Source organism: Oceanobacillus rekensis, from assembly GCF_002153375.1.
Classification (GTDB): Bacteria; Bacillota; Bacilli; order Bacillales; family Amphibacillaceae; genus Oceanobacillus; species Oceanobacillus rekensis.
The window spans coordinates 499414-517974 of record NZ_MTBQ01000003.1 but is presented as its reverse complement, the minus strand read 5'-3'; the positions used below and the strand labels follow the sequence as shown (position 1 = coordinate 517974).

At 37.5% G+C, this 18561-nt stretch carries 18 protein-coding genes; 14 read left to right on the top strand and 4 right to left on the bottom strand.

The features are described from left to right. Positions 1 to 20 precede the first annotated feature (20 nt). The 3 genes from fumC to BV906_RS09955 all read left to right on the top strand — a co-directional run bounded on the left by fumC (position 21) and on the right by BV906_RS09955 (position 2156). Positions 21 to 1406: a class II fumarate hydratase gene (gene fumC, locus BV906_RS09960; RefSeq protein WP_087973372.1), complete on the top strand. Its 1386-nt coding sequence runs from the start codon at positions 21 to 23 to the stop codon at positions 1404 to 1406. Positions 1407 to 1560: 154 nt separating this feature from the next. Continuing rightward, entirely contained in the window at positions 1561 to 1740 is a 180-nt protein-coding gene (locus BV906_RS19170) for a hypothetical protein (protein ID WP_140321979.1), read from the top strand. A 212-nt stretch (positions 1741 to 1952) separates the two neighbouring features. Then, complete coding sequence (locus BV906_RS09955; RefSeq protein WP_087973371.1) at positions 1953 to 2156, top strand: alpha/beta-type small acid-soluble spore protein; 204 nt, start codon at positions 1953 to 1955, stop codon at positions 2154 to 2156. Between the two features lie 108 nt (positions 2157 to 2264). On the opposite strand, the gene BV906_RS09950 is transcribed toward BV906_RS09955, so the two are convergent. After that, positions 2265 to 3362: an ABC transporter ATP-binding protein gene (locus tag BV906_RS09950; protein ID WP_087973370.1), complete on the bottom strand. Its 1098-nt coding sequence runs from the start codon at positions 3360 to 3362 to the stop codon at positions 2265 to 2267. 89 nt (positions 3363 to 3451) lie between these two features. Continuing rightward, the gene (locus BV906_RS09945; RefSeq protein ID WP_087973369.1) at positions 3452 to 4342 is read right to left on the bottom strand and encodes a PucR family transcriptional regulator; all 891 of its coding nucleotides are present in this window, start codon (positions 4340 to 4342) and stop codon (positions 3452 to 3454) included. Between the two features lie 157 nt (positions 4343 to 4499). Here BV906_RS09945 and BV906_RS09940 point away from each other — a divergent pair, with 157 nt between their 5' ends. Next, positions 4500 to 4853, top strand: coding sequence for a YlbF/YmcA family competence regulator (locus BV906_RS09940; RefSeq protein WP_087973368.1), 354 nt, complete (start codon positions 4500 to 4502; stop codon positions 4851 to 4853). Between the two features lie 141 nt (positions 4854 to 4994). Here BV906_RS09940 and BV906_RS09935 read toward each other — a convergent pair whose 3' ends face one another. Continuing rightward, on the bottom strand, positions 4995 to 5180 hold the full coding sequence (locus BV906_RS09935; RefSeq protein ID WP_087973367.1) for a YhzD family protein: 186 nt from the start codon (positions 5178 to 5180) through the stop codon (positions 4995 to 4997). Positions 5181 to 5327: 147 nt separating this feature from the next. Between BV906_RS09935 and BV906_RS09930 the strand changes: the two genes are divergently transcribed. Together BV906_RS09930 and BV906_RS09925 are read left to right on the top strand one after the other, a co-directional pair. Then, positions 5328 to 6227: an ABC transporter ATP-binding protein gene (locus tag BV906_RS09930; RefSeq protein ID WP_087973366.1), complete on the top strand. Its 900-nt coding sequence runs from the start codon at positions 5328 to 5330 to the stop codon at positions 6225 to 6227. Beyond that, entirely contained in the window at positions 6220 to 7476 is a 1257-nt protein-coding gene (locus BV906_RS09925; protein WP_087973365.1) for an ABC transporter permease, read from the top strand. Before BV906_RS09930 ends, BV906_RS09925 begins: the two co-directional genes overlap by 8 nt. Positions 7477 to 8038: 562 nt before the next feature. On the opposite strand, the gene BV906_RS09920 is transcribed toward BV906_RS09925, so the two are convergent. Next, positions 8039 to 8365, bottom strand: coding sequence for a four-helix bundle copper-binding protein (locus BV906_RS09920; protein ID WP_087973364.1), 327 nt, complete (start codon positions 8363 to 8365; stop codon positions 8039 to 8041). Positions 8366 to 8533: 168 nt separating this feature from the next. On the opposite strand from BV906_RS09920, the gene BV906_RS09915 reads away from it, so the two are divergent. The 8 genes from BV906_RS09915 (at position 8534) to BV906_RS09880 (ending at position 18554) form a co-directional block, all read left to right on the top strand. Beyond that, a complete protein-coding gene (locus tag BV906_RS09915) occupies positions 8534 to 8836 on the top strand; it encodes a metal-sensing transcriptional repressor (protein ID WP_087973363.1) in 303 nt (100 codons plus the stop codon). 11 nt (positions 8837 to 8847) lie between these two features. Then, a complete protein-coding gene (locus BV906_RS09910) occupies positions 8848 to 11232 on the top strand; it encodes a heavy metal translocating P-type ATPase (RefSeq protein ID WP_087973362.1) in 2385 nt (794 codons plus the stop codon). Positions 11233 to 11265: 33 nt separating this feature from the next. Further along, the gene (copZ, locus tag BV906_RS09905) at positions 11266 to 11472 is read left to right on the top strand and encodes a copper chaperone CopZ (protein ID WP_087973361.1); all 207 of its coding nucleotides are present in this window, start codon (positions 11266 to 11268) and stop codon (positions 11470 to 11472) included. A 210-nt stretch (positions 11473 to 11682) separates the two neighbouring features. Beyond that, entirely contained in the window at positions 11683 to 12924 is a 1242-nt protein-coding gene (locus BV906_RS09900; protein WP_087973360.1) for an NAD-dependent epimerase/dehydratase family protein, read from the top strand. Between the two features lie 127 nt (positions 12925 to 13051). Beyond that, a complete protein-coding gene (locus BV906_RS09895) occupies positions 13052 to 14272 on the top strand; it encodes a metallophosphoesterase family protein (protein ID WP_087973359.1) in 1221 nt (406 codons plus the stop codon). Positions 14273 to 14278: 6 nt separating this feature from the next. Next, positions 14279 to 17236: an ATP-binding protein gene (locus BV906_RS09890; RefSeq protein WP_087973358.1), complete on the top strand. Its 2958-nt coding sequence runs from the start codon at positions 14279 to 14281 to the stop codon at positions 17234 to 17236. Between the two features lie 36 nt (positions 17237 to 17272). After that, complete coding sequence (yhaM, locus tag BV906_RS09885; RefSeq protein ID WP_087973357.1) at positions 17273 to 18217, top strand: 3'-5' exoribonuclease YhaM; 945 nt, start codon at positions 17273 to 17275, stop codon at positions 18215 to 18217. A 157-nt stretch (positions 18218 to 18374) separates the two neighbouring features. After that, positions 18375 to 18554: a sporulation YhaL family protein gene (locus BV906_RS09880; RefSeq protein WP_087973356.1), complete on the top strand. Its 180-nt coding sequence runs from the start codon at positions 18375 to 18377 to the stop codon at positions 18552 to 18554. Positions 18555 to 18561 lie beyond the last annotated feature (7 nt).

Here is an 18561-nt window from a genome sequence, read left to right as displayed (position 1 = left end):
TATAAAGGGAGGAAATTAACGTGGATTTTCGTGTGGAGAGAGATACAATCGGGGAAATTAATGTTCCAGCTGAAAAATATTGGGGGGCACAAACGCAAAGAAGTAAACAAAATTTCCCAATTGGTAATGAAAATATGCCAATAGAAATTATAAAAGCGTTTGCAATATTAAAGCGAAGTGCAGCAAAAGCGAACAGTGATTTAGGACTAATGGATAGCGAAAAAGCAGAGGCAATTTATTATGCAGCAGATCAAGTGCTTGAGGATAAATTGAATGAGCATTTTCCGCTTGTTGTATGGCAAACAGGTAGTGGAACACAATCAAATATGAATGTAAATGAAGTATTAGCATTTGTTGGTAACAAGTGGCTTGAAGAAAAGAATAGCGAAATACGATTACATCCAAATGATGATGTGAATAAATCCCAAAGCTCCAATGATACATATCCTACAGCAATGCATGTGGCATCTGTACTGAAATTGGAAGATACAGTAATTCCTGCAATTCAGCAACTAAAAGGAACATTAAATGAGAAAATGAAAGCATTCTCAGACATTGTAAAAATCGGAAGAACACATTTGCAAGATGCTACACCATTGACTCTCGGTCAGGAAATTAGTGGCTGGCATCGGATGCTGGAGAAATCTGAAATGATGGTTACTGAAAGTACAGATCATTTAAGAGAATTGGCAATTGGTGGTACTGCTGTTGGAACCGGATTGAATGCTCATCCGGAGTTTTCTGAACGTGTTTGCGTGGCAATCAGTGAATATACAGGGAAGAAATTCATTTCCGCACCGAATAAATTCCATGCATTAACAAGTCATGATGAAACAGTGTATGCACATGGAGCACTTAAAGCATTGGCAGCTGATATGATGAAGATTGCGAATGACGTCCGCTGGTTGGCAAGTGGACCACGTTGTGGAATTGGCGAAATCACAATTCCTGCAAATGAACCAGGAAGTTCGATTATGCCTGGAAAAGTAAACCCTACCCAAAGTGAAGCAGTTACCATGGTTGCAGCACAAGTTATGGGGAATGATGCTGCAATTGGATTTGCTGCGAGTCAAGGGAATTTTGAACTGAATGTATTTAAACCAGTCATTGCCTATAACTTCCTGCAGTCCAGCCAACTACTTTCAGACAGCATTATTTCATTTGATGAACGCTGTGCGGTTGGTATAGAACCAAATAATGAACAAATTGAAAAATATTTAAATGATTCATTAATGCTCGTAACAGCACTGAATCCTCATATTGGATATGAAAATGCAGCCAAGATTGCCAAAAAGGCATTTAATGACAACTCAACATTAAAGGCAACTGCTATTGAACTTGGATTAATAACAGAAGAAGAATTTGACGAATATGTTAATCCGAAAGAAATGACATACCCGAAATAAATAGAATAGCTTAAAAAGGAGCAAGCTTAATCAGCAAGCTCCTTTTTTATTGGCTGTTTTCTAAAAAATCGGGACTACGGTTACTCGTTCAAGCAAATAATAATTAGGCCTGCGCAATGGTTATCCTATCGAAAAGCATGTTACTAAGATAGATATGTGGTTTTTCTACCGTCCGGGACCGCTTCGGGCGGATGCGCATTTAAGGCACGGCCTCATCAGCCCCGAAGAGAAAACCACTCTTCAGTTCTTCGGACAAATGCTTTTCCAGCAGGAAGTCACCGCCCTCCGCTCACCAGGACTGGTGAAGCTGTGCGATTTTTACAACAATCACTAATGCAGTTAATCGTTTAAAAACTCTTTCCTAGAGCGGTCACCAAAGCTACTTATCCTTTGTAGCAGTTTGTCTCGGCTATGGCGATTATAAAGCCAAAAAAGCTTAATCAAAGGCAATTTTATGTAATTGGAAAATACCCTACAATTTACCAACAAATATTTGTAATAAGATTTCCGGATGTGCAGACAATAGAATTACAGGAGGTGATAAACATGGCTAGCAACAACAACTCAAATCAATTACTTGTACCTGGTGTACAACAAGCTCTTGATCAAATGAAAATTGAAATTGCTCAAGAATTTGGAGTTAATCTTGGAGCAGACACAACTTCCCGTGCAAACGGTTCTGTTGGTGGAGAAATCACAAAACGTCTTGTACAAACTGCTCAACAACAAATGAATGGACAAAACTTCTAATAATATGGCTGGAGGAAAGTCTTCGGGACTTTCCTCCCTTACTTACATATAACCATATTAACCATATTCGTACAAAAGAGAAGCGTTAATTTCGCTTCTCTTACCCCATTATCTTATGCGTAATTCCGTTTCCTTATCAAAGAAATGAACTTTATTCATATCAATAGCTAGGTCTATAGTGTCGCCACCTTTAATATCTGTACGTGAATCTACTCTAGCAACAAAGTCCTGAGAACTTAGTTTGGAGTATAAAATGGATTCCGCTCCCATTAATTCAGCAACTTCAATGTCAGCCTTAATTTTCGTATCTGGAGACGATTCAATAAATATGAGTTCATCATGAATATCTTCTGGACGAACCCCTAGTATTAATTCTTTCCCAATATTATTTCGTTCACGCAACATTTTTAATTTGCCCTCTGGGACCCTTAATTTCGAATCACCAATTACAAAATAGTCTTCCGTTAATGTACCAGTAAAGAAGTTCATAGAAGGTGAACCAATAAAACCTCCAACAAAGACGTTATCTGGATTATCGTAAACATCTTTCGGTGCACCGATTTGTTGAATAATACCGTCTTTCATCACTACTAGGCGTGTGGCCATTGTCATTGCTTCTGTCTGGTCATGTGTGACATAAATCGTAGTTGTTTGTAGACGCTGATGAAGCTTTTGAATTTCTGCACGCATCTGCACACGTAATTTAGCATCCAGGTTGGATAAGGGCTCATCCATCAGGAATACTTTTGCATCACGAACGATAGCTCGTCCAAGTGCAACACGCTGCCGTTGTCCACCAGAAAGTGCTTTAGGCTTCCGATCCAAATATGCTTCAAGCCCTAGTATTTTAGCGGCATTATTAACTCGTTGATCAATTTCTTCTTTTTTAAATTTTCGCAGCTTTAGACCGAATGCCATGTTGTCATATACATTCATATGTGGATACAATGCATAGTTTTGAAAAACCATCGCAATATCGCGATCTTTCGGTGCCACGTCATTCATTTTCTTCTCATCAATATAGAAGTCACCTTCTGTAATTTCTTCCAAACCAGCAATCATTCTTAAAGTTGTCGATTTACCACAACCTGAAGGTCCGACAAACACAATAAATTCTTTGTCTTTAACATGTAAATTAAAGTCATTAACTGCGACAATATTTTTATCATACGCTTTTTGAATATGTTCCAATCGTAATTCAGCCAATATAATCCCTCCAAAATGTAAACGCTTTATAAGTATATTGTACAAGTTAGGCCAAGGTTAGGAAATGGTTTCAATGCACAAAGATCAATTTAAGTTCTGTGCATATTGGATAGTAATGCAAGATAAACCGTAACTGCTTGGTCAAATGCTTTAAGATCTATTCCAGTTTTCTCATGAAACTTATCGATTCGATATTGGAGACTATTCCGATGCATATATAACTTTTTAGCTGTAACAGAGATATTCAGGTTACATTGAATAAAAGTTCGGATTGTTTGAAGGAAATCCTCATCATACCTGAAGTCTTTTAAAATAATGCTGCTGACCTGTTCCCGGTATTCGGGTTCCATATTTTTCACCAAATCCAGTGGAACAGCATCTACATACGTAACAACGGATTTGTCGGTATATGTAAAAGCAGTTTGTGCTGACTGAAGGATGGATGAATGAACCTTATTTAAACCACTGAATTGATTAAGATACGGTCCAATGAAAAATTTGGTGCTAACATATAAGTCACTCATTAGCGTCTCACTTATTTGCTCGTATGATATATTCTCTTCTAAATGCTCATCCTGTTGTTCAATGATTATCCCTTCATGCTCATTTTCCCATAAGATCGCTACCGGACCCGAAAAGAATTCCTGGATGATTGTTTTAAACATAGTAGCTTCCATTTGATTTTTCTTATATGAAAAATAAATGAAACGAAAAGCCTTGTCGGGTGTTCCACTATCGGATGAAGTTTGTATTCGTTCCTTCCATATAACTTCTTGTTTTGTCGGCTTTGGGATAGTTAAATGGTACGGTGTTAAAAAAGCAGACAGGATAGCTGTATCCTTTTTACTTAATTCACTTTTATGAATCCCGATTACTTCATTTGTAGTTGTGAGAAACCATTTGTAATCATTGGACACGATAGATAAATTTTTATCATAAATTAAAAAAGTGGAAAAAACCTTTTTAAGCATATGTTGCATATCGAAAACTCCTCTTTGTCAGTATCTCTTTCAATTATAGCAGTTTCATGGAAGTCAAAAAGTAAATTTATGTAGTATTTCTATTAACAGCTAAGGGTATACATCAATCTTTTCCTCTGTTATAGTAACGATAGAAATGATTGAAGGAGGGAAATCCATGCCTAATATTTATGATAGCGCATATGATTTAGAAACTGCAATTCGCGAAAGTGAAGAATTTAAAAGCTTAAAAACAGTATATGAAACCGTTATGAATGATCCAGGTGCAAAGGAAATGTTTGAAAGTTTCCGCGATACACAAATGGAGTTACAGGAAAAGCAAATGCAAGGAATTGAAATTACAGAAGAAGAAGTTGAAAAGGCTCGTTCCGTTGTCGAATCCGTTCAGCAACACCAGGATATTGCTAAATTAATGGAAGAGGAACAGCGTTTGAACCTTGTAATCAATGATATTAGTCGTATTATAACTAAACCATTGGAAGAGCTTTACGGAAGTACCGAAGAAGCTTAACCAAGTAATTACATAGAATCCCGCAGAATTAAGGTTCTACGGGATTTCTGTTTTTTTATTGTATTACAATTTAAAAATTTAGATGTGTTTGCCTTACTTACCTTGCTACCTCACATTCAACCCATCTCTATGGCTTCCAGATTATCTATGAAAAAGTACTAGTTTTGCTTCTGGACTTACGCAACGGTGCGTATGCTCCGCATAACCTTCCACAGCTAAACGTTCTGTCCCGATTTTTTTTGCGTCCTCGTCAGTGTCAGCCATAAAAGATTCATCAAGTAATTTTTCCCCAGTTGGTTCAAAAACAGTTAATGCATACGATCTCATCATCATTCCTCCTCATCCATTCTATGTAATCGCTTTATTTCATATATTATCATTATAGTTTAAATATTACTACAAATGAATTTAAAAAATATGAAACTATTAATTAATAATTTCGTAGTATAATATATAGGAAAGGGTGAGAAAACTTTGACATTATTGATAAAGGAAGTAACAAAACGTTTTGAAGGACATACAGCAGTCGATCGACTGTCGCTTGAAATCCCTGAAAAACAAATGTTTGGCTTTTTAGGTGGGAATGGTGCGGGGAAGACAACGACCTTTCGTATGATTCTTGGTTTGTTGGACATTACAGAGGGGGAAATTTCGTGGAATGGGGAATCGATTAACTATGATAAGAGTCATTTAATTGGTTATCTACCAGAAGAAAGGGGATTATACCCAAAGTTAACGGTAAAGAATCAATTAATTTATCTTGGAAAACTTCGAGGTATGAAAAAGCAGGATGTCGTGGAAGAGCTTGAATACTGGCTTGAGCGATTCAATGTTCCTGAATATATGAATAAGCAAGTTGATGAACTATCAAAAGGGAACCAACAAAAAATTCAATTTATTACGGCAGTTATCCATAAACCAAAGTTACTTATTTTGGATGAACCATTTTCCGGCCTGGATCCAATTAATGTAGAAATGTTAAAAGAGGCTGTTATCGATTTAAAAGAGCAGGGTACTTCCATCGTATTTTCATCCCATCGAATGGAACATGTAGAGGAGTTATGTGAGCATCTTTGTATTTTACATAAGGGAACACCCGTTGTACAAGGTTCATTGAAAGATATAAAACAGACTTTTGGTAAAAAGAATCTTGTCATCCATGGTGATCTCTCATTTGACTTTTTGGAAAAATTCCCAGGGGTTTTACGTTATAAAAAACTAGCACAAGGCTGTGAATTACAGATTGCTCAAGAAGAAATCTCACAAGAAATATTTCAAGCATTACAGGGACAAGGGTTTATCCGTAAATTTGATTTGGAAGAACCTTCATTGAATGATATTTTCATCGAGAAGGTAGGTGCATCCTATGAGTAAATTCTGGATTATACTTTCACATACATACCTAACAAGAGTAAAGACAAAGTCGTTTTTGATTAGTACAGCAATCACACTCCTGCTAATCATTGGCCTTGCAAATTTTCAAAGTATCATTGGCATGTTTTCAGATGAAAGTGGCACAGAAAAAGTGGTAGTTGTTGATGAATCGGGTACTTATATGGAACCTTTGCAGGAAAGTTTTGCTGCAATAGACGAAGACATAGAGCTAATCCCATTTGATGGTACTGTAGATGAAGCGCAAACAGCAGTCCAGAATGAGGAATATAATGCACTTGTCGCCATATCGACGAATGCAGATCAGCTACCGGAAGCGACGTACTATGCTAATAATATTGCAGATTCGGGAAATCAGATGGCAATTGAGCAACATCTTCAACAATTAAAGGTTGTTATCGCAACACAGCAATCAGGGATTGATCAGGCAACCATTGCGGATATATATGCTCCAATGTCATTTGAAACAGTTGCCTTGGATGAATCAGCGAAAACGCAAGAAGAGCTTAGTCAGGCTAGAGGCATTGTCTATATCATGCTGTTTGTACTGTATATGGCAGTTATTATCTATGGGCAAATGATTGCAACAGATGTGGCTACCGAGAAGTCATCAAGGGTTATGGAAATCCTGATTTCAAGTGCGTCGCCTGTCACACATATGTTCGCAAAAATTGCTGGTGTAGCATTAGTCGGCTTAACACAGGTGGGCCTGGTAATTGCGGTAGCGTATGGGTTAATTGTTTCCAAACAGGATGAAATGACAGGAGAATTCTTTAGTTCCTTTGGTTTCGAGAATACTTCACCAACCATTTTTATCTATGCAATCGTGTTTTTCATCTTAGGATATTTGCTATACGCAACACTGGCAGCAATGCTCGGATCACTAGTTAGCAGAATAGAGGATGTCAATCAGCTTCTAACACCAATGATCATGCTTATCATGGTTGCATTCTTTATCGCTATGTTTGGGTTGGGAACGCCCGATGCAACATTCATACAAATAACTTCATTCATTCCGTTCTTTACACCAATGATTATGTTCCTGCGTGTAGGTATGCTTGATATACCAGTTTGGGAAGTAGCATTATCCATCGGCATTCTCATCGGAACAATCGCTGTCCTTGCCTATATTGGAGCAAAAGTCTATAGCGGGGGCGTTCTAATGTACGGTCGTTCTGGTTCATTGAAAGACTTTAAAAAGGCAATTAGATTATCGAAAAAGGAAAAATAATATACTCTATTCGTTAAAAAAGTTACACCAAAGGTTTCTAACCTGTTTTGGTGTAACTTTTTTTATTACTTTTCGAAAAAATTGTTGTTTTTTCCGGAATTGATATAAACGCTACGAAGTAATTTAAGGTTTATTTATAAAGATTTGCGCTATTGCTGCCGTCAGGGATCGCTCTGGGCGGATGCGACCTTAGGGCACGGCCTAAAGCCCCGAAGAGAAAACCACTCTTCGGGGCTTCGGACACGTGCTATTCCCGGAGGACAAGGAAGGCTTCGGCAGCATTTGCATCTTCGTAAGTAAATTGGTTTGTATTTTTGAGGAGTCACCGCCCACAGCGATGCCGGACTGGTGAAGTAGTGATGCGATTTTTATTTCAAACACTAAGCAGTTAATTGTTTGCAAGCTTAACACCAGCTTTGGGAAATATACTTAGACTCCAGCCGCCCTAAGGTGCGCGAAGTATATTTCCTAGAGCGGTCGTCGAAGTTTCTTTTCATATATATCAACTCTGCGATTCTTCAAAAGCAACATACATTACGAAAAATATTCTAATATAATGATATTAAGCCACGTTTCTACATGCTTCAGCACATTTAAAGCAAGCGTCTGCACATTTCTGGCAATGTTCATGGTTATGCTTCTTGCATTCATTTCCGCATGCTTCACAAATCGTAGCACAAACGGCAGCTAATTCAGCGGCAAATGGAGTGTTTCTAGAAAGTGCCTGTTCCAAATAATTACACATATCTGCACACTCTCTGTCCAACCGTATACACTCAGCCATCATTTTAGCATCTTCCTCTTTAAGACATGCATCAAAACAATGATTACACGCTGTCATACAATCATGTAAAGTTTGAATTAGATCTTGATGTTGTACATGTGACATATTAAAATAACCTCCTAAATTTTATTTTTTCCTACCAATATACGTTTCCCGTGAGTTACACAAATAAACACATTAACTAAAATTAGGCTCATTTTTTAGGAATTAAAAGTTTGACTATTATACATTAGGGGGGTATAGTATGAGTATAAACAAAAGGAAGTGAATCCTATGGATAAATTTTTACATGATCACCCGACAACACCCCGATCGAGGGATGAGAAACAAGCTGTCGTGAACCGTTTGAAACGGATAGAGGGACAAGTTCGTGGTATTCAAAAAATGGTTGAAGAAGACCGTTATTGTGTAGATATTTTAGTGCAAATCAGTGCAATAAATGCCGCAATGAAAAAAGTAGGATTTGAAGTAGCTGAACGACATGTGAAACATTGTGTTAGTGATGCTGTTAAATCCGGTGAAGGCAATGAAGCAATCGATGAACTGATGGGTGTAATGAAACAATTTTCTAAGTAGGGAGGATAAGAATGAGTGAATTAAAACATACGACACTTGGTGTAACAGGAATGACCTGTGCTGCTTGTTCAAATAGAATTGAAAAAGTTTTAAATAAGATGGACGGTGTTGATGCTCAAGTAAATCTCACGACTGAAAAGGCAACTGTTGCTTATGATCCCGAAAGAACCTCAATGGATGATATTACAGAAAAAATAGAAAAAGTAGGCTATGGTGTTCTAAATGAAAAAGCTGAATTTGATGTATTCGGAATGACCTGTGCTGCATGCTCGACACGAATTGAGAAGGTGTTAAACAAACAGGATGGTGTGAAACATGCAACAGTTAATTTAGCTACTGAAAGTGCTGCTATTGATTATAATCCTGGCATGATAGATGTAGCAGCGATTATCGAAAGAATTCAAAAACTTGGTTATGATGCTAAACCGAAAGCAGACGAAGAAGAGAAGCAGACACATAAAGAAAAGCAGCTTAAGCATATGGAAAGAAAATTAATTATTTCAGCTGTATTATCTTTACCATTGCTCGTAACGATGTTGGTCCATTTATTTGGTATGAATATTCCTGCCATCTTTATGAATCCATGGTTTCAGCTTGCATTGGCTACTCCAGTTCAATTTGTGATTGGATGGCAATTCTATGTTGGGGCATATAAAAACCTACGTAATGGTGGAGCAAATATGGATGTCCTCGTTGCTCTTGGTACTAGTGCGGCGTATTTTTACAGTTTATATGAAGCATTTAAAACAATCGGCATTCCTGGATATATGCCACATCTATATTTTGAAACGAGTGCCATTTTAATTACATTGATATTATTTGGAAAGTATTTGGAAACACGGGCAAAAAGCCAAACAACGGTTGCCATTTCCAAACTGCTTAATTTGCAGGCAAAACAAGCTCGTGTTTTGAGAAATGGCGAAGAATTAATGATTCCAATAGAAGATGTAATCGTTGGTGATCGACTTGTTGTAAAACCGGGAGAGAAAATACCGGTAGATGGTATTGTTGCAAAGGGTAGAACTTCTGTTGATGAATCGATGATTACAGGTGAATCGATTCCAATTGAAAAAGATGAGAAAGCAATTGTCATCGGTTCAACAATCAATAAGAATGGATCGATTGAAATGGAAGCAACAAAGGTCGGAAAAGACACAGCACTTGCCTCTATTGTTAAAGCAGTTGAAAATGCCCAAGGATCAAAAGCACCGATTCAGCGATTGGCAGATGTCATATCGGGATATTTTGTTCCAATTGTCGTTGGGATTGCGATATTAACTTTTGCTGTTTGGATTATCTTTGTCCAACCAGGTGATTTTGAAACGGCTCTTATTGCTGCGATAGCTGTATTAGTCATCGCATGTCCGTGTGCATTGGGTCTTGCAACACCAACTTCCATTATGGTTGGAACAGGAAGAGCTGCAGAGAATGGCATTTTATTTAAAGGTGGCGAGCATCTGGAGCGTACCTATCAATTAAATGCAATCGTCCTGGATAAAACAGGAACAATTACAAAAGGGAAACCAGAGGTTACTGACTTTACAGGTGATAAAGAAACATTAAAATTACTTGCTAGTGCTGAAAAAGGATCTGAACATCCACTTGCAGAAGCAATCATTGCTTATGCAACAGAACAGGATATTGAATTAGTTGAGCTGGAAAGTTTCGCTGCAATACCTGGTCATGGTATTGAGGCAACACTTTCAGGGAGAAATATTATTGTCGGGAATCGTAAATTAATGCATGATCATCAAGTAAATGTGAATGAGGTCGAACAGGAATTAACTGAGTTTGAATTAACTGGAAAGACTGCAATGTTGATTGCTATTGATGGAATATATCGTGGTTCGGTTGCAGTAGCGGATACAATAAAAGAATCAGCGCCAGAAGCAATTAGACAATTGAAAGAGCAGGGCTTGGAAGTTATTATGTTGACAGGTGATAATGAAAGAACTGCACAAGCAATTGCAAAGCAGGTTGGAATTGATCAAGTAATCGCCCAAGTATTGCCTGAAGGAAAAGCAGATAAAGTAAAAGAAATTCAGGGTAAAGGTAAAAGAGTAGCCATGGTTGGTGATGGGGTAAATGATGCTCCAGCACTTGCTACAGCAGATATTGGAATCGCAATTGGAACAGGAACTGAAGTTGCAATTGAAGCAGCAGATGTTACGATTCTCGGTGGGGAATTATTACTTCTACCGAAAGCAATTAAAATTAGCCATGCTACGATTAAAAATATCCGCCAAAATTTATTCTGGGCATTTGGTTACAATACAGCAGGAATTCCAATAGCTGCATTGGGGCTTCTTGCTCCATGGATTGCGGGGGCGGCAATGGCTCTCAGTTCTGTAAGTGTTGTTACAAACTCACTTCGCTTGAAGCGAGTCAAAATATAACATTATTTCTGACCCTGAAAGGAGGGATAACAGATGAAAGCGACTTTAAACGTGCAAGGTATGACTTGTGGGCATTGTAAAATGTCTGTAGAAGGTGCCCTTAACGAATTAACTGGTGTTACGAATACAGAAGTGGATTTAGTTACAGGAAAAGTAGATGTGACGTATGATGAATCCAAAGTAACTATAGAAGCTCTAAGTGAAGCGGTGGAAGAGCAAGGCTATGATGTTGTAGCGTAATTATAATGTGAAAAGCTGGTTTCTCTTTGGGGGAATCAGCTTTTTTGAAGAAGTAAATTTAATAAATTATTAAGTTTGTAAATATTACATAACTGTACGAATGGACGAAACGCTGTTATTATTTTATTAGGCAAGTTATACTTAAACTAAATTTTGTTATTGATCGATACCTTCTTTCCATAGAAGAATAACAGATAAAGGGTGGTAAATTTGAATTCAGAAAATAAGCATTTAACATCAGACAAGAAGATTATTGTCCTAGGTGGCGATGGGTTCTGTGGATGGCCTACAAGTCTGCATCTCTCGAGTGTTGGTCATGATGTTATCATCATTGATAACTTGTCCCGACGTAATATTGACAATGAGCTTGAAGCCGAATCGTTAACACCGATTCAGCCTATGGGAACAAGATTGAGAGTTTGGGAAGAAGTATCAGGTAAAAAAATAGGATTTTATAATATAAACATAGCCGATGATTATGACGCATTATTAAAAGTAATTACGGATGAACAACCGGATGCAATCATTCACTTTGCAGAGCAGCGATCTGCGCCATATTCCATGAAGTCATCAAAAAATAAGCGCTACACTGTTAGCAATAATATGAATGCAACAAATAATGTTCTATGTGCGATGGTGGAATCAGGTCTGGATATCCATCTTGTTCATTTAGGAACGATGGGTGTTTATGGTTATGGAACTGCTGGGATGAAGATTCCTGAGGGTTATCTGGATATCGAAGTTGAGACAGAGACAGGAGATAAAATCGAGCAGCAAATCCTTTACCCGACAAACCCTGGTTCTGTTTACCATATGACAAAGTCACAGGACCAATTACTATTCCAATACTATAATAAGAATGATAGTTTGAGAATTACGGACCTCCATCAAGGCATTGTTTGGGGAACTAATACAAAAGAGACCAAACTTGATGAAAGACTTATTAACCGTTTTGATTATGATGGTGATTATGGTACCGTGTTAAATCGTTTCCTAATGCAAGCAGCAGTGGGACATCCAATTACCGTACATGGTACAGGTGGTCAAACACGTGCATTTATTCATATTCAGGATACGGTACGCTGTATTCAGTTGGCCATTGAAAACCCACCAACACGTGAGGAAAGAGTCATGATCTTTAATCAGATGACCGAAACACATCGTGTAGTCGATTTGGCTAAACTTATCGGTAAGCTGACACAAGCGGAAATCGCATATGTCTCCAATCCCCGTAAAGAAGCTGCAGAAAATGAATTACATGTTAAGAACGATTTGTTCTTATCAAAAGGTTTAGAACCAATTACATTGGATGAAGGCCTATTGCAAGAAGTTACCAATATTGCGAAAAAATATGCTCATCGTGCAGATCAAACTAAAATCCCTGCCACAAGCACATGGACACAAGAACAACAGCCAGGCATTCCAGAAGTAAGAGAAAAGGACTTGGTTTAATAAAAAGTAAAAAATGACACTCCTAATCGAGTGTTATTTTTTTGTTGACTAGTAGATATAGAACGTGCATTCTGGTAACTGTTTTGATAGAATAGAGTTAGGAATTTTTTAATAGGGAGGGAAGTATATGGTAAGACAAATATCATTTATTCATGTTGCTGATTTGCATTTGGATAGTCCATTTAAGGGATTGGCCAGCGCCCCTGATCACATTTTTCGGGAGATTAGGGAAAGTACATTTGTGGCACTTGATCGGTTGGTCGATATAGCTATTGAAAGAAAAGTAGATTTCATACTGATAGCTGGGGATCTATTCGACAATGAGAAGCAAAGCCTAAAAGCGCAAATCCGTTTGCGTAAAGCCTTCGAACGATTACAGCAATATGGGATAAATGTTTATTTATCCTACGGGAACCATGATTACATAAATGGAAATATTCACCCTGTAACATATCCTGAAAATGTATTTGTTTTCCCAAACGAAAAGGTAAGTCATTTTACGTTTGAGAAAGACTGTCAACAAGTGGCACAAATTTATGGATTCAGCTATGAGAACCGTGCTGTAATGGATAAAAAGGTGGAAGAATATAAGATAAGCAATGCAGCTATTCCCTTTCATATTGGGATGCTTCATGGCAGTATTTTAAGCAATACGGATCATGATGTATATGCACCCTTTCAACTAAGGGATCTCCTAGCATCTGACTTTGACTACTGGGCATTAGGACATATCCATAAACGGGAAATCTTAAAAGAATCTCCACCAATTGTATATCCAGGTAATACGCAGGGTCGAAATAGAAAGGAAACAGGCGAAAAGGGCTGTTATCATGTTATTTTAAATATGGATGAAGAAGAGCTTTCTTTTATTCCCTTACAAGCAATTCAATTTAGAGCATTAACTATCGATGTCTCGACCTGTAAGCAAATTCACGATTTAGAAAAATACATTTTAGATGAAATTAAAGAAATTGATAGTCCGACACTGTTCAATTTGACATTAAAAAGCAACCAATCAAATTTGCTGGAATGGGAGAATGAAAAACTGCTAGAGGACGTTATAGAAATCATAAATGAGTCCATCATGGATAAACAAAGTTGGAAATACATTTTTAGATTTTCTGTGGATGTGGGTCACCAGCAGTCTTCAGTGGAGGCAGTCCAAGGAAATCACTTTATTGCGGAATTATCACGTCATTTTGACGAAGAGTCGGTTCAACCCTATCTGAAAGAACTGTTTCTACATAAACAAGGTAGAAAGTACTTGGACGGTTTATCTGAAGAAGCAGAAATAGAAATTAAAGATGAAGCAAAACAGCTCCTGATGAATGAGCTATTGAAAGGGTGACAGCGCTTGAAAATCCGGAACGCTACCATTTATGGATTTGGAAAATGGGTAGATTATACGATAGATTTTGATCAAGAATCTGCCACCTGTATATACGGAGAAAATGAGTCAGGGAAATCAACAATCCAAAGGTTTATATTATTTATGTTATTTGGTCTTCCACCAAGGCAGCGGAATTTTTACCGACCAAAAACTAGTGGGAAGATGGGTGGTAGGATGACGCTTTATCACCCTAAAAATGGCGACATCATCATCGAACGATTTGATGAAGTGAAAAACGGTGCAGCAGTATGTTTTACGTCTGATGGGCAAGCCCATGATGAAGTATGGCTGCAACAAAATCTGAACGGAATGAGCGCGGAAACATACCAATCCATTTTTTCCTTTTCTGCTTTGGATTTAGCTGAAATCAGACATATGAAGGATGAAGATTTAGGAGAAGTACTGCTTGGGATTGGTCTAACAGGTTCAAACAGTATTTATTCCATTGAAAAACGATTAGATGCGAAAATCGGTGAGTTATTTAAACCAACAGGCAAGAAGCCATTAATGAATCAGCAAATTGAATCTTTGAAAACAATCGCAGCCTCCCTGCAACGTTTTGGTGAAACTGAAGCAACGTATCGAGATAAGAAGGAAGCACTTACAAAATCGGAGCGTGAATTGACTAGGCTTCAGCAGGATATAATGGAAGTGAATGCCAAGGCACTTTCCGTAGACAAGCGGTTACAGGCTCTCCCGCAAATACAGGATTATCATCAATTACAAAGTAAACTTGCTACATATCCGGAAACAATTGCATTCCCGGAAAATGGGGTGCAACGTCTGGAGAAATGGAAAGCATCTTTACTGCCACTACAAAGTGAATGGAATGTCCTGAAAGAAAATGAATGGGCATACATCGATAAAATCAACGCAATCGAACAAAGTAGGTATTCTGAATCACTTCAAAAAGAAGCAGAAATACTTCTTGAAAAGCAACTAATGGTTGATTCACAAATTCAGGAACTCAAAAAGGTGGAAAATAGGCTGCATGATGCTGAACGTCTCATCAATGAAGAAATAGATCGATTAAATATTGGTATACAGGAAGAAGACCTTGAAAATCTGGAACTCCCTTTCTATTTGGAAAATACGTGGAATCAAGTGAGAAATGAACATGAACAGTTAAAACTGGAAATGGAACAAATTTCAGGGGAATATGATCAGTTGGAACAGGAACGGAATTTTCTATTTAAACAAATAAAGCAGCTTCAAGGTAACCTTTTAACTGATAATCAAGTCGATGAGCTTCATATTCGAGTAAATATATTTAATGAGTATCATATTTTGCAGAAGGTAAGCCAAGAATCAGAAACAGGTAAAAACGTATGGAAAAAAAGTAAAGCAACCAAGGAAAAGACAGCATCATCCATTTTGACTGGAAGTATGCTACTTGCTCTTTTGTTAGGGATAGGAGCAATTGTTACTGATCTAACATGGCTACTTGCAATAATAGTTATTGCGATTGTATTTGGCATCGGGCAATGGCTGATGACGAGACGCTCTATAAGTGAAATGGATAAGATGTTCGAAGTGAATACGAAGCAACACGAAATCCAGGTTACGGAAGCAGAAAAGATAGAAGCAGAAAAATTATTGGAACATCATCATAAAACTAAAAATGAGTTGACGGTTCTTCAGGAACAGGAGAAACTAGCCGAGATTCAATTTATCAAATGGAATGAAAAGAAAAAACAACTGGATGACAAAGCAAATAGACTAGAACAGCAAATCAATCAGCAATATGAAAATTATCCATTTCTAGAAAGAGTAGAAGTAACCTTTTGGCCGGAATTCTTTCACCGTCTAAATCAATTATTAAAAATAAACAAGGAACGGCAAAATCATGCAGTAACGATCGCCGCAATCGAGCAACAGCTGAATGCTTTCTATCAAAGGGTAGACCAGTTTCTAGAGGATGCTGCTCTAGCAGATAAAAGTGGTGGAGATAGGATCGATCTAATAAAAAAAATGGTGAGCATACAGACAGAAAAATTACATGAACATGAACATTATCACAAGTTGCTGAATGAAATTAAAGATAAGTTTCAGGATTTAAAACAGCAAATAGAGACATATGAAAGTGAAATAAGACATTTGTATGACATTGCAGAGGTGGATACAGAGGAGTTATTTTACTACCAAGCAAGACAGTCAAAAGAAAAAAACGAATTAAACATAGAATTGGAAAAAACACTATTCCAGCTGGCTAAGATTTTACCACAGGAAAACATCCCACAGTATTTAGATGAGGAGGTAACAGAAGAAGAATTGGAAATGATGCAACAGAAGGAAATGAACACCCTTGAAATGCTGGAAGAAGCATTAGAAAAGGAGAGGGAGACTCTGGCAACGGTTAAGGCGGAACTGACTGCAATGGAGTCGTCCGAATCATATTCAAATAGTCTTCATCAGTATGAGATGGAAAAAGAGCAATTGGAAAGAATGGCAAAAGAATGGTCTGTATTAAAAACAGCAAAGGAAATGCTCAGTGAGACAAAAAGAGATTATCGGGATAAATATTTGATAAGGGTAATTGAAGTTACGACCAAATATTTTAAAGAAATAACTGGGAATATATATATAAATGTCTATGCACCAACCGATACTAGTCCTTTTCAAGTAGAATCATCCCAAAATATGCGATACACTGTTAATGAATTATCACAGGGTACGATTGATCAGCTATATGTTTCACTACGTTTAGCAATTAGTGAAATTATGAGTGATGACTATGGATTGCCATTTATTATTGATGATGCATTTGTCCACTTTGATGCTGTGAGAACAAAAAGAATGATTAAAATTTTGAATCAGACAGCAGAAAACCAGCAGGTAATTCTATTTACCTGTAAAGAAGAGATTGCAGCAAACATATCCGGAATGAAACGAATCGATCTTACCGGTAAACTGCAAGTCTAATCTATATTTTTCATTAAATCTAAGGAGGGGAAGCAATTGAGACAAGGAATTGGCTATAGTTCAGTAGGTGATACATTTGATGACTTTCTATTAATCAAGGAAGCTACCAAAGGGGTGGCAAGTAATGGGAAGGCATTCCTCACTCTGATACTTCGGGATGCAACAGGTGAAATTGAATCAAAACTCTGGGATGCAACAAAGGAAGATGAATCGCTTTTTACTGCCGAACAGATTATTAGAGTGACGGGTGAAGTCAATCAGTTCAGGGGGAAATCGCAATTAAAGATTCTATCATTGCGCCCGGCACAACCAACAGATGGTGTACAAGTAACAGACTTTGTAGAAAAGGCGCCAGTTGATAAGGCATATTTATCAGAAAAACTGACGGAAGCTATTTTTGAAATGCAAAATCCTATCATCCAGCGAATGGTACGAGCTTTTATAAAAAAATATCAAGAAGGCCTGCTTACCTATCCGGCGGCATCGAAAAACCATCATGAATATGCATCAGGATTGGCTCACCATATCGTTAGTATGCTTCAAGTGGGGAAGGAACTACATAAATTATACCCAGAATTGAATAAGGATTTATTGTACGCGGGTATTATTTTACATGATATTGGAAAATTAAAGGAGTTATCCGGTGTCATAACAACTTCATATACTTTACAAGGGAAGTTACTTGGGCATATTCCAATCATGGTGGAAGAAATTGGTTTGATGGCAAGAGAACTGCAAATAGAAGGGGAAGAAGTATTAATTCTTAAGCATTTGGTCTTAAGCCATCATGGGAAAGCAGAGTGGGGGAGTCCGACACCTCCATTGGTACGTGAAGCAGAGTTGCTTCATCTAATCGATTTAATTGATGCAAAAATGAATATGCTTAATCGGGCACTTGATAAAGTCAAACCTGGAGAGTTTACCGAGCGGATGTTTGCGATGGATAATCGAGCTTTTTACAAACCTTTATTCAACAGTTAAGGATTTATAAATAACTTCTCACTGCAAAAATGCAACTAATGTCGTCCCTTAAAAGCTTGGTGACAACCAAGTTTTCTAAAAGAAAATTAATCCGTAGTTATTTTTCTCGTTTTTGTTCATATATATGATAGAAAGGATTGGACAAGGAGGATAAATGATGGAAGCAATTCCTTTATGGGTTTTCGCTGTGATTATCCTGATTTTCCTTAGTGGGTATATGGCTTATCGTGCAATGCTTGCAGAAAGAAAATTGGACCAGCAATTTATTGAACGAGAGGGAAACATTTATCTGGAACGCATACAAGAGGATAGACAGAAACGTGAAGCAAGTAAATAGCAGGGGT

Bases quoted from the DNA above. Each gene is read 5' to 3' on its own strand.
- BV906_RS09945 (WP_087973369.1), bottom strand. From the start codon at position 4,342: ATGCAACATATGCTTAAAAAGGTTTTTTCCACTTTTTTAATTTATGAT.
- BV906_RS09895 (WP_087973359.1), top strand. From the start codon at position 13,052: ATGGTAAGACAAATATCATTTATTCATGTTGCTGATTTGCATTTGGAT.
- BV906_RS09935 (WP_087973367.1), bottom strand. From the start codon at position 5,180: ATGAGATCGTATGCATTAACTGTTTTTGAACCAACTGGGGAAAAATTA.
- BV906_RS09925 (WP_087973365.1), top strand. From the start codon at position 6,220: ATGAGTAAATTCTGGATTATACTTTCACATACATACCTAACAAGAGTA.
- BV906_RS09910 (WP_087973362.1), top strand. From the start codon at position 8,848: ATGAGTGAATTAAAACATACGACACTTGGTGTAACAGGAATGACCTGT.
- BV906_RS09940 (WP_087973368.1), top strand. From the start codon at position 4,500: ATGCCTAATATTTATGATAGCGCATATGATTTAGAAACTGCAATTCGC.
- BV906_RS19170 (WP_140321979.1), top strand. From the start codon at position 1,561: ATGTGGTTTTTCTACCGTCCGGGACCGCTTCGGGCGGATGCGCATTTA.
- BV906_RS09920 (WP_087973364.1), bottom strand. From the start codon at position 8,365: ATGTCACATGTACAACATCAAGATCTAATTCAAACTTTACATGATTGT.
- BV906_RS09880 (WP_087973356.1), top strand. From the start codon at position 18,375: ATGGAAGCAATTCCTTTATGGGTTTTCGCTGTGATTATCCTGATTTTC.
- copZ (WP_087973361.1), top strand. From the start codon at position 11,266: ATGAAAGCGACTTTAAACGTGCAAGGTATGACTTGTGGGCATTGTAAA.
- BV906_RS09955 (WP_087973371.1), top strand. From the start codon at position 1,953: ATGGCTAGCAACAACAACTCAAATCAATTACTTGTACCTGGTGTACAA.
- BV906_RS09915 (WP_087973363.1), top strand. From the start codon at position 8,534: ATGGATAAATTTTTACATGATCACCCGACAACACCCCGATCGAGGGAT.